Source organism: Bacteroidota bacterium, assembly GCA_016194975.1.
Classification (GTDB): Bacteria; Bacteroidota; Bacteroidia; order Palsa-965; family Palsa-965.
Genome location: JACQAM010000022.1, coordinates 248797 through 261383 on the forward strand (window position 1 = coordinate 248797; position 12587 = coordinate 261383).

The following is a 12587-nucleotide window of genomic DNA, read 5'->3' on the forward strand; positions in this document are numbered from 1 at the left end:
GAGTGGTTACGAGTGTGCGTCATTGCAAAAATTATTCCTCAATTCTGAGAGGCTGTTTAAATTTCATCCTTCTGTTTTGTTATGCGCCATTTTTGTCCATCCTTCCCTGCCCGCCCACGCACGACCCATTTTCCTTTAGCAGGCGGGGTTGCATTTCTTGGCCGTAGTCGCTCCACTATGGCCTGCACGCATTCAGCCGAAACATTCGTGCTGTCGGTATAAATTTCATCCACTTCATTTCTCAGGTAATATCCCGGATCTTTCCAGCTTCCTCCTTTGGTAATTCCTTTTTCATTCACCATTTCTTCCACGTTACCCGCCATGTTGAACAAACCATATCCATTCGCAGAATATGAATTTACAGGAGCGGTGATGTACGCGCCATCGTCGAGCGAACCCGCAATTCCCATCGTTTCGCCACCGCGCATTCCCACGAGATAAGTATTCTCTACTTTATTTCCATTCACATTTTCTTCCGGAACTGTTTTCCGGTAAACACTTCCCTGATCAATGACGCAGAAGTTCGCCATCCATTTGCCGTCTTTATTCATCATGTAGGGCCCGCCCCATGGGAAAGGAGATAATTCCAATCCGCCTTTCGCTGCGGCCATCCATTGGTTTTTTGATGGCAGATCGAATTTTACATTTTTAAATTTTTTCTCCGGCCATGCGTTGTAAGTTTTTGTCAGCCATTCGCAGAATTTTTCTGCCTGGTCATAACGTACTCCTACCAATGGATAATTTGCATAAGCCGGATGACGCAGATAATATTCAACGTAAGGTTCATTGTATGCAAGATGATCGCGCCATACTAATGTGTCGGGAAGTGCGCGGCGATAAGCGGGGGTATCTGTTTTTTCAAGTTGAAGCTGTTGCAGGTAATAGCAATAAAGCCCATTGGTAATTTCAAACTTATTCATGTAAAAAGATCCGACAGACACCACCTGTGATTTTGTTTCATGATTTACCGGAATGTCTTCATCAGCGGATCCGATGACGAATGACAGGATTGGAATGTAAACCATGTTCTGTTCCACATAATGCAGATCGTACGGAAGTTTTTTTTCTTTTTTCGCGGAGATGAATAATGCGAAGAGTAAAATCGGGAGGAGAATGCGCGTGGTTTTCATAGAGATGTTTATTGTATAACGCAGAAATACATATTTGTTACATATTCTTCAGGGCCGAATATGCCGGATGCCGTACTCTTGAAAAGTCCCGATGACCAATGATCCTGCCTGCGCCCGGGCGGGCAGGCAATGACCAAATCTTTATTAGCTTCGTATTTCATTATGGCGAAGAAAATAATCGTTAAGAAAAAAGCCGCGGGTAAAACAAAAATCAAGGCACTTGTTCTCCCGGAATTGGCAGGCAAAGGATGGTTTTTTATCAGGGATTTCCGCGTGCAGGCGGTGATCATCTCCGTTATTGCCATTGTATTTTACATGAACACTTATAAGAATTATTATGCGCTTGATGATGAAATTATTCTCAATGAAAATATGTACGTGCAGAAAGGTTTTGCCGGCATCGGGGAAATTCTTTCGAATGATGCTTACAAGAGTTATTACCAGAGCCAGGGAGTGGAGCAACAACTTTCCGGCGGGCGCTATCGCCCTCTGTCGGTGATCACTTTTGCTATTGAGCAACAATTGTTCGGGCAATGTTATGGACAACGGTTCTCCGAGCTGCGCGATTCAATTACGGATTATCAGAAACAGGGCATCAACGATCAGCGTCTCGGCAATCTCATCAACGCGCGCAATCAGGTCTCGCTCGATATAAGACATACGAATTTCAAACTCGCCCCGCTTCGCCATGTTTTCCAGGTATTGTGGTTCGTGCTCTCGCTCGTGGTGCTGCTTTATTTCCTGCACCATTTTATTTTCCGTGCGAACACCGACATTGCTTTTCTCAGCGTTTTACTTTTTGCCATTCACCCCATTCATACCGAAGTGGTAGCGAATGTGAAATCGCGCGATGAAATTTTTTCACTGCTGTTCATCACACTTTCTTTTATTTATTATTTCAAATACGATCTGTGGCATCGAAGAAAAGATATGTATCTCGGCGGCGCAAGTTTTTTTCTTGCACTGCTCTCGAAAGAATATGCGGTTGTACTCATCGCATTGCTTCCCATTTCGGTAATGATCTTTCACAAACGTACTTTCCGCCAGGCCATGACACCACTCATTCCTTTCGGGGTGGTACTCTTCGGTTATTTCATGGTGCGTTTGAGTACAGTAGGCATGGCGAGTGCGCCGGTGAATATGAAAAACCAGGATGTGCTTAATGATCCGTACATGTATGCCAAGAGTGATGAACTGAGATTTGCATCGAAAGTAAATCGCCTCGATGATTATCTCTGGCTGCTCATTTGGCCGGCCACACTTGTTTCCGATTATTCCTACGCCCACTTTCCCTATTCGCACATGCTTGATGCCGGTGTATGGCTTTCCATTTTAGTTTATGCAGGATTAGTGTGGATCACGTGGAAATTATGGAAGCAAAGACATCCGCTCGCTTTTCCGCTTATTTTTTATTTCGCATTCTTCATGATGATCAACAATATGGTTTTTGATATTGGCGCCACTATGGGCGAACGTCTCATTTATCATTCTTCACTCGGATTCTGTATGGCAGCAGCATGGCTCATCATTAAGGGGCTTGAAAAAATAAATTCGGCGCAGAATATTATTCTCGTTACGCTTTGTCTTGCTATTTGCATTCCTGCATACATGGTAACGGTAAAAAGGAACAGGGAATGGAGAGATGATTTTTCTCTGTTCGGTGCCGATGTAAAAAAACATCCAAACTCCGCTCTCACCAATGGAAATGCAGGAGCGCAACTGATGAATTACGGATTGTGGTTTCGTGGCAGAGATACGATCATTGGCCGCGATACGATTAAGGATTTCGGAAAAGACACAGTGAAACTTCATCGTTATGCGGACTCAGCAGAAAAATATCTCGCCAAAGCAACAACGATTCACAAACGCTACGTGAATGGATTTCTGAATCTCGGTCTCACTTATTATTATCGCGATCGTTATGAAGAAGCGGCAGAAGCGTGGGGTAATGCGTGGCAATATTTTCCGTCGAACCAGATGCTGAAAGATTATGAGCAGATGCTCGAAGGAAGAGCAACAGAATATGTGAAGAAAGGTGATTACGCGGGTACAGAGCGTTTCATGAAATATGCAGTCACTGCAGTTCCGGGTGATGCGAATGCATGGGGCGATTACGCCGGATCGAGTTTCATGGCTATGGATTTTCCAACAGCGCAAATTGCTTTTCAGAAAGCGATGAATCTTGATAATTCGAAAACGAATGCATTACGCAATGGTTATCTCGCTTCTGCTTACAATGGAAGAATGCTCAGGGCCTATTCGAAAGACACCACGAATATCGATACCGCATTTGCGCTCGCGCAGGGATATATGGGCACGCAGCAATTTTATCCGCAGGCAAGACAACTGCTCAACAAAGTTCATGCAGCGCGGCCGCTCGATTCTGTGGTGAATAAATATTACGACAGTCTCGGAAAATTAGAGATCAAAGCAAAGGCAAAACCGAAAGCACCACTCAAATTAAATCCGCTCGGATGATCGCAGTTCACGGCGGAGCAGGAGTTATCCTCAGGGAAGATCTCAGCACAGAACTGGAAAAATTTTTTCGTGCAGGAATTTCAAACGCAGTTGCGGCAGGAAAAAAAATTATTCTCGCAGGCGGAAGCGCTGTGGAAGCAGTAGAAGCCGCAGTGAATGTAATGGAAGATGATCCGATCTTCAACGCGGGGCGCGGTTCGGTGTACACGCACGAGGGAAAATGTGAAATGGATGCGGCTATTATGGATGGAAAAACCCGACGGGCTGGAGCGGTGGCGGGAATAACCGGGGTGAAAAATCCGACATCGCTTGCAAAATTAGTAATGGAAAAATCACCGCATGTTTTTCTGTGCGGAAAAGGTGCAGAAGATTTTGCGCGCGCCCAGAATGTTATATTCGAAGAAGAAAAATATTTCCGCACTTCTTTCCGCGAAGAACAATGGCTGAAAATTAAAGACAGTGACGATACAGCGATGGATCATTCAACGGGAAAAAAAATCGGAACAGTAGGAGCGGTCGCTATAGATAAAAATGGGAATCTTGCCGCCGCCACTTCAACAGGAGGAATGACGAACAAACGCTGGGGCCGCATCGGCGATTCACCGGTGATAGGAGCAGGAACTTTTGCCGACGATGAAGTTGCGGTGAGCTGTACCGGCCACGGAGAATTTTTTATCCGTTATGCAGTTGCACATGAAATTTCTGCGTTGATCCGGTACAAAAAATTATCGCTGAAAGAAGCCGTTCATGAAGTGCTTCATGTGCAATTGAAAAATGCCGGGGGAGAAGGCGGACTCGTTGCCATTGACAAGAACGGAAAAATAATTCCCGATTTCAATACGCCGGGAATGTACCGCGGGTGGATGGATGATGCAGGAAATATTAAAACAGAAATTTTTCGTTAAAGAATTTATTTTTTCAATAGGTGCCGGATGCTCCTTATGTGGGATAAATAACAAAATCCACGCTCCTCACATTTCAATGTTAATAAAAGCGTTTTGTCAATGTAACATTGGCTATAAGCAAACCGTTACATTTGCATGCAACAACGTATGACACTCCGGGAAGATCTTCTGAAAAAATATTTCGCCAAATCTGATATTGGCGGAACCATCAGCATCAACGATCTGCGCGACCGCGAATTCAGCGGCGAAACTCTTTCGACAGAAGAACGCAAAGCACTTCATAATTACGACCGCTTCCGCATCGAAGAACTCAATTCCCAGGTGAACGACATGGCATTTCACGAACGTTATCGCCAGTTACAGGTCATGGCTAATCTCGCCGACTGGAAAGATTTTCTCGGCCTCGATCTCTGATATATCCTCCCACATTTTAAGAAGCCGTTCCTGCCGGGCGGCTTTTTTGTTCCCGTTTCCCAACAGAATCACTCCAAGTTCACTACAGATTTGAATCAGAATACAATTCTACTTTTATAGCGTAAAAATCCGCTTATGTTTTTACGATCACTCCTCGTTTTTATTTCTCTTATTGTCTGTTTCGCACTTCCTGCGCAAGTGCGCACGCTTGATTTTTTTGTGACCACAGCCATTGATAATTCTCCGCTCATTAAAGATTACCAGGGACAAATTCGCTCGGCAACTATCGACAGCACGATCATCAATGCCTCACGCAAACCGCAGGTGGACGCAATAGGAATGGTGATGGCCGCACCGTCGTATAAATATTTCGGCTATGATGGTGCAGTCACCAACACCGGAAATTATGAAGCAGTGGCGAGCGTATCACAACCCCTGTTCGCAAAAAAAATATATGCGCCGCAGTACGAAGAGATCCGTATTGGAAACGAAGCGTTGAATAATTCTTCGCAGGTGAGCGCGCACGATATCCGGAAAGATGTGACCGATCAATTCATCAATGCTTATTCAACTTACCGGCAATACACTTACAATTCTTCTTTGCTGAAATTACTCGATGAAGAAGAACCACTGCTCGCAGGGCTCGTCACCAATGGAATTTATCGTCAAACAGATTATCTCGCATTCGAGCTGGAGAAAAAAACACAACAGGTTGCCGTGAACCAGTTGTATGTGCAGTATCGCGCTGATCTCGGCGAACTCAATGTTCTTTGCGGAATTACCGACACGGCTTACTACGAACTTTCTTCTCCGTCGATCATGAAAGAAGAACCGCAGCAGGGAAAAATTTCACCGTTCATTTTTCAATTCACCATCGACAGCATGCGCATCGTTAATCAGCATGATCTCATCGACGCGCATTATCGTTCGCATTTAAATTGGTTTGCCGATGCAGGTTTGCTTTCTTCGCGCCCCGCCACCATGTACAGGAATTTCGGATTCAGTTTCGGAATTTCATTCGTGATGCCGCTTTATGACGGGCACCAGCGGAATATGCAATACCAGAAACTTGCGATCAATGAAAATATCAGGATGAATTACAGAAATTATTTCAATGATCAGCAGCGCACGCGCGTGTTGCAGTTGCGCATGCAGATCGTGCGCGAAGAAGAACTCATCGCACAACAGAAAGATCTTCTCAAAACTTCACAGCAACTCATTGACGCAGATAAAATATTGCTTGGCAAAGGACAAGCAAGCATCACCGATTATATTCTCGCCATAAAAAATCAAATTGACATTCAAGCCCAACTCAACGCGGCGGAGGTCACCCAATTTTCGCTGATCAATCAACTCAACTACTGGAACTGGTAACATGAAAAAGAAAATCTTCTTCTCCGTTGCAGCGCTTATGACTGCGCTCCTCTTCATCACCTTCGCGTGTGCGCGAGTGAATGACAATAAAATTATGTCGCTGAAAAGCACGATCACGCTTCCCGGTGTGAAAGGAAGGATCGACCACATGGCTTATGACCGGAACGGCCAGCGTGTTTTCATCTGCGCACTCGGGAATAATTCCGTTGAAATTGTGGATGTGAAAAACGACAAGCCATTGTACAGCATAAAAAATATCCTGGAGCCGCAGGGAATTGTTTTTGATTCGGCGCGCAAAATGATCGCTGTTTCTTCCGGTGAAGAAGGGTGGCTTAAATTTTACAATTCGGAAACCTATCATTGTTATGATTCGATCATGATCGGTTCGGATGCAGATAATGTGCGGTTCGATAATGATCACACAATTTATGTGGGTTACGACGGAGGAATTGCAATGGTCGATCTTGGTAAAATGAAAAAAAGCGGGAACCTTGAAACCGACGGACATGTGGAGTCGTTCCAGATCGATCTGAAAAAGAAAAAACTTTTTGCCAATGTTCCTGATGCTTACGAAACGGAAGTGTACGATCTGAACAAACCGGCCACTCCTGTTGCTAAATGGAAAACTGCTGATGCAAAAGATAATTTCCCAATGGCGCTCGACACCACAACTCATCGCGTGTTCATTGCCTGCCGCCATCCTTCGCAGATACTTGCTATGGATGAGAATTCAGGAAAAATTATTTCTACCATCGATTGTTCCGGCGACGCCGACGATATTTATTATGATCCCGGTTTGCATCTTCTCCTGGGTTCGTGCGGTGAAGCATACATTGATGCATTCAGCGATTCTTCTTCTGTGTTCACACGCGTCGCACAAGTGCCCACGCATTTCCAGGCGCGCACATCGCTCTACCTGCCCGCGGAGAAAAGATTTTTTCTCGCTGTTCCGGCAATGCCCGGCAAAACAGCCGAACTGGAGATTTACGATCTCAAATGAAAATTAAAATGAAAAATTATTTTTATTCACTTCCTGTTTTTTTTGTTCTGCTCATTTGGAGTTGCGGAAAAACAGATAACAGTGATGACGGCGATGACCAGGCCGAAGCAATAACTCCGGTTACGGTAACACACGTTACCAACGGGCCTGTTTCGGAAATGATAGAGCTGAATGCGATCACTATGTTCCAGAAAAAAATTCCGGTGAAGGCGGGCATTTCAGGTTATGTCAATGAAATAAACGTGAACATAGGAAGTGAAGTGGGAAATAACCAGCGCATATTTTCGCTGGAAACAAAAGAAGCATGGGCGCTGCAGAATTCTTCGGCCGATTCAGCAATGAAATTTTCCGGTGTAATACCTGTACTTGCGCAGAAGGCCGGCGTGATCACTACGGTCGATCATCAGAAAGGAGATTTCGTGCAGGAAGGAGATGAACTTGCGGTGATCTCTGATCGAAGCAGCCTTGTTTTTATTCTGCAGGTTCCTTATGAAATGAATGCTTATGTGAAGATCGGCGCGGCATGCGATATTGTTCTCGAAGGCGATTCAATACTGAAAGGAAATATTACCGGAGCATTACCAATGGTAGATCCGTCTTCGCAAACACAACAGATGGTGGTGCGCGCATTCACTACAAAAAAACTTCCGGAAAATCTTATTGCAAAAGTCAGGATCGTGAAGTCGACCAAACAGAATGCAATTCTCATTCCGAAAGAAGCGATACTCTCCGATGAAACACAAACTATTTTCTGGGTGATGAAACTTGCGAACGATTCAACAGCGGTGCGCGTGGATGTGAAGACCGGGATCCAGAGTGATGGTATGTACGAGATTATTGATCCTGCATTTTTTCCCGACGACCGGATCCTGCTCAGCGGAAATTATGGCTTGTCGGATACAGCGAAAGTGATGATAAAAGCGAAAGAATGAAAAAAAGCTTTTATACCACACACAAAGTTTCCATTTCTTTTTTACTGCTGGTCATTCTCCTCGCAGGTTCTTTCTCATTCAATAAACTCGAGACCTCTCTTTTTCCTGAAATTACTTTTCCGAAAATAAAGATCATCGCCGACAACGGGCAGGAACCGGTGGAGAAAATGATGATCACTGTTACAAAACCACTCGAGAGCGCGATCAAGCAGGTGTACAACCTGCACATGATTCAAAGTTCTACAAGCCGCGGCTCCTGTGAAATTTCTGCTTACTTCGACTGGGGCGCCGATCTCAATCTCTGCCAGCAGCAAATGGAATCGCGCATTGCCGAGATCAGGAATTCATTGCCGGCCGGGCTCGACATTTCAGTGGAGAAAATGAATCCTTCGCTGCTCGCTGTAATGGGTTACACGCTCGAAGCGAAAAATAAAACTCCTATCGAGCAGAAGCTGATCGCGAACAACATTATCAAACCATTTCTCTCGCAGGTGAGCGGAATTTCTTCGGTGCGCATTCTCGGAGGAAAAACAAAAGAATACTGGCTCGAATTGAATACGCAGGAAATGAGTGAGCTCAGCATCACTCCATCCATGATCAGCAGCGCACTTTCTCAAACAGCTTTCATTCTTTCGAACGGATATTCGTATGACAACAGAAGATTATATCTCAATCTTACCGATGCAGGAATTTATTCGAAAGAGGATTTGGAAAATGTAGTAGTGCGTAACGATGGAAAACGTGCCGTGCTGGTGAAAGATATTGCGACAGTGGAAGTGAAAGAACAGGTGGAATACACGAAGATCAATGCGAATGGCCAACCTGCATTGCTCGTGAATGTTTTCAAACAACCGAATTCAAATCTCATCCAGGTTTCAGATGCGATGCAGGAACAGGTGAAGCAACTGAATAAAATTCTTCCGCATGGAGTTAAACTCGAACCGTATTATGTGCAGGCGAATTTTGTAAACAATGCGATCAAGAGCGTGGAAGATTGTTTGTGGATCGGTTTGCTGCTCGCGATAGTCGTTGCAATTATTTTTCTGCGTTCGCTCAAAGCTTCATTGGCAATTCTCATCACCATTCCCATCACGCTTGCGCTCACACTCGTGGGATTGTTCGCAATGCATTACACGCTGAACATTATGACACTTGGCGCGATCGCTGCTGCAATAGGATTGATCATTGATGACGCGATTGTGGTGGTGGAACAGATCCATCGCACGCACGAAGAATTTCCGGATGAGCGCAGTTCTGTTCTCGTGGGAAGAGCAATGAAATATTTATTGCCGTCGATGATCGGTTCTTCACTGAGCACGATTGTAATTTTTGTTCCGTTCGTTCTCATGGGTGGAGTGGCAGGGGCTTATTTCAATGTGCTCACGAATACCATGATCCTTACACTCATTTGTTCTTTCTTCGTAACGTGGCTTGCATTGCCGGTGATCTATCTGCAGTTGTCGGGGAATAAATTACGCCAGGGAAAAAAATCGGAAACAAAACCGGAGAAAAAACTCAGGCACAGCGGATGGATATCGTTCTTCATTAAACGTCCGTATTTCAGTTTTGTGTTTGTGATCTTTCTCCTTCTTTCCATCTGGTACATTTATCCGCGGCTCGAAACAGGATTTCTTCCTGACATGGACGAAGGAACCATTGTGATGGATTATAAATCGCCGCCGGGAACTACGCTGGAAGAAACGGATCGAATACTGCGCGAATGTGAAAAGCTGATCATGTCTGTTCCGGAAGTGCAGGATTACACAAGAAGAACAGGAGCGGAGATGGGATTTTTTATTACCGAGCCGAATCGCGGCGATTATTTAATTCAATTAAAAAAAGACAGGAAGCGCACTACCGATGAAGTGATCAGCGACATCCGGAAAAAAATTGAATCGACGCAACCTGCGCTACAGATTGATTTCGGGCAGATCATTGGCGATATGCTCGGCGACCTGATGAGTTCGGCGCAACCGGTAGAGATAAAAGTTTTCGGAACAAATCCGAAATTACTCAATGGATATGCCGACCAGATCGCGGATATCGTGGACAGTGTGAAAGGTACCGCAGATGTTTTTGACGGAATAATAATTGCCGGGCCGGAAGTAGATGTGCGTCCCGATTTTGTGAAGCTCGCGCAATTCGGAGTAACGCCGTCCGATTTCCAGTTCCAGATGCAAACGCAGCTCGAAGGAAATGTAGTGGGAAGCATACCGGAAAATAATCAGCTTACAAATATCAGGATGATCTATCCCGAGAGCAAGAGCAAAAATTTCGGAGAAATTCAGAAGCAGAATATTTTTCTGCCCGATGGGAAATTAAAACCGATCACGGATCTTTCTACGATCAACATCAAACCGGGAGTTACTGAAATAAGAAGGGAAGATCTGCAATCGATGATCGCCGTCACTGCACGTCTTGAACAGAGCGATCTCGGATCGACGATGAAAGCGATCAAAGATTCCATCAGCAAAAAAATTCATTTCCCGAAAGGATATCACGTGGCTTACGGCGGAGCATATAAAGAACAGCAGCAATCATTCAAAGAACTTCTGCTCATTCTTTTCACAGCGAGTTTGCTGGTTTTCGCCGTCATCATTTTTCTTTTCCGCGATTATAAAATTGCGATCATGATCCTGTGCATTTCTGTTCTTGGCATTGCGGGAAGTTACATGGCGCTTTATTTCACGAACACACCACTCAACGTAGGAAGTTATACCGGGCTCATCATGATCATCGGTATCATTGGAGAAAATGCCATTTTCACTTTCCAGCAATTCAAAACTACGCTCGAAGAAAGTAATGTGAATGATGCGATCGTGTATTCCATTTCCACGCGCCTGCGCCCGAAGCTGATGACTGCACTCGGCGCCATTATCGCTTTGCTGCCGCTTGCACTGGGAATAGGAACCGGCGCGCAATTGCACCAGCCACTCGCCATTGCAGTCATCGGCGGATTTCTTGCCGCGCTTCCTTTGTTGCTGATCGTACTGCCTACGATGCTGAAAGTTTTTTACAGAAAGAAATAATCGGAAGCTACCTTTTTTCAAGTTATTTTAGGAAGGGACACTATTTTTCAGGAACAGTTAATCCTCTCAGCCCTACTTTCAGTTTTGTCATAAAAGTTGTTTTTTGAATTTTGATTTGTTTTCTTTTCCTGTTTCATCTCCGGAAAACAGGAAAAGAAAAATGATGAGTTGGTTCATGGAGATGGTTTAATGGAGAGAAAAGAAGGTGAAATTGTTTCTGTTGCAAATGCAATCGCAACAAAAACCTCTGCAACCGGCGATAATGTTCTTTGTAATTGAAGCAAAAGCGTTTGCAGCAGGAGCAATGTCCTTTGCAATTGCGGCAAAAGCCAATGCACTCGTCATAAAAACGTTTGCAATAAGGATAAGTGCAGACGCAATTGGAGCAAGTGCAACTGTTTTTACAATGAAATTTATTGAAAAACAGCAGTTTACACCCAAAGGCCGAAGATTGGCGGCGGCAATTGGAGCGACATCAAAAAATAGATTCGTTTTGTTTTTCATCGGGACCCAAAATGCAGTGAGTGAAAAAAATCCTCTCCTAAGCTTGTCGAAGGAGGGGTGTGTTTTCTTTAACTGCGGTAATTTATTTACTGTTCGAATCCGGCTTTGGGTCCCTTTTTACAAGGGGAGTTATCAGCAAACCGGTTCCGAGGTGTGTTTTGTGTGCTGATGGAAACAAAACGGGGGCGAAGATAAAAAAAGATTCAAAAATTCAACGCTTCGCTATTCAAAATTCAAAGATTGGATTTGGTGATGAAAATTGAAAAGGGACTTGTCTTTACAGTGAGAATGTGCTACAGGATTATGATCCGGATTATGAAATCATTCTATTTCATCGTACCATTTTTTTTTGTCGAATTAAAGCACCTAAAATTGGGCAGTGGGTCAGTTTGCTCTTTTCCGATTCAACTTCACGCCGGAGCGTGCCCTGAAGAATTGAAGGGCGGTTCCTAAACCATTCTTTTATTAAACCGCAAAGACGCAAAGGCGCTAAGAATTTTCAAACTGACCCACTACCTAAAATTGACATTAATAAAATTTCGCATTAACTTGCAGTTACAAAACTCCAACTCATGTCGCATACCCCCCCATTTCTCAAAATTTCATTGGTAATTGCACTCGCAATTAGCAGCACAGCCATGCTCTCGCAGAATCTTCCCTTCTGGAGCAACAACGGAAATAATGTTTCCTCCACAGACTTTTTCGGTTCCACTAACGCAGCAGATCTTCGTTTCCGCACGAACAACACCGCGCGCATGACGCTCACGAGCGCGGGCACTTTACGCGTGAACAATCTCGCAGGCGCAGGAAACGGTTTTGTT

11 protein-coding genes are annotated in these 12587 nt (G+C 44.5%); 9 read left to right on the forward strand and 2 right to left on the reverse strand.

Features of this window, described 5'->3' with window-relative positions:
• Positions 1 to 56: 56 nt before the first annotated feature.
• The gene (locus HY064_14280) at positions 57 to 1130 is read right to left on the reverse strand and encodes an SUMF1/EgtB/PvdO family nonheme iron enzyme (GenBank protein ID MBI3511825.1); all 1074 of its coding nucleotides are present in this window, start codon (positions 1128 to 1130) and stop codon (positions 57 to 59) included.
• Between the two features lie 8 nt (positions 1131 to 1138).
• Positions 1139 to 1291, reverse strand: coding sequence for a hypothetical protein (locus HY064_14285; GenBank protein ID MBI3511826.1), 153 nt, complete (start codon positions 1289 to 1291; stop codon positions 1139 to 1141).
• A gap of 1 nt (position 1292) precedes the next feature.
• Here HY064_14285 and HY064_14290 point away from each other — a divergent pair, with 1 nt between their 5' ends.
• The 9 genes from HY064_14290 to HY064_14330 all read left to right on the forward strand — a co-directional run.
• Positions 1293 to 3608: a glycosyltransferase family 39 protein gene (locus HY064_14290; protein MBI3511827.1), complete on the forward strand. Its 2316-nt coding sequence runs from the start codon at positions 1293 to 1295 to the stop codon at positions 3606 to 3608.
• Positions 3605 to 4513, forward strand: coding sequence for an isoaspartyl peptidase/L-asparaginase (locus tag HY064_14295; protein MBI3511828.1), 909 nt, complete (start codon positions 3605 to 3607; stop codon positions 4511 to 4513). The genes HY064_14290 and HY064_14295 overlap by 4 nt, the downstream gene beginning before the upstream one ends.
• 147 nt (positions 4514 to 4660) lie before the next feature.
• A complete protein-coding gene (locus HY064_14300) occupies positions 4661 to 4927 on the forward strand; it encodes a hypothetical protein (protein MBI3511829.1) in 267 nt (88 codons plus the stop codon).
• Between the two features lie 135 nt (positions 4928 to 5062).
• A complete protein-coding gene (locus HY064_14305; protein ID MBI3511830.1) occupies positions 5063 to 6301 on the forward strand; it encodes a TolC family protein in 1239 nt (412 codons plus the stop codon).
• A 1-nt stretch (position 6302) separates the two neighbouring features.
• The gene (locus HY064_14310; protein ID MBI3511831.1) at positions 6303 to 7301 is read left to right on the forward strand and encodes a YncE family protein; all 999 of its coding nucleotides are present in this window, start codon (positions 6303 to 6305) and stop codon (positions 7299 to 7301) included.
• Positions 7302 to 7309: 8 nt separating this feature from the next.
• Entirely contained in the window at positions 7310 to 8233 is a 924-nt protein-coding gene (locus HY064_14315; protein MBI3511832.1) for an efflux RND transporter periplasmic adaptor subunit, read from the forward strand.
• The gene (locus HY064_14320; protein MBI3511833.1) at positions 8230 to 11262 is read left to right on the forward strand and encodes an efflux RND transporter permease subunit; all 3033 of its coding nucleotides are present in this window, start codon (positions 8230 to 8232) and stop codon (positions 11260 to 11262) included. The genes HY064_14315 and HY064_14320 overlap by 4 nt, the downstream gene beginning before the upstream one ends.
• A gap of 205 nt (positions 11263 to 11467) precedes the next feature.
• Positions 11468 to 11935: a hypothetical protein gene (locus HY064_14325; GenBank protein ID MBI3511834.1), complete on the forward strand. Its 468-nt coding sequence runs from the start codon at positions 11468 to 11470 to the stop codon at positions 11933 to 11935.
• A gap of 403 nt (positions 11936 to 12338) precedes the next feature.
• Positions 12339 to 12587, forward strand: a 249-nt coding sequence (locus HY064_14330; protein MBI3511835.1) for a hypothetical protein, incomplete at its 3' end; no start/stop codon positions are given.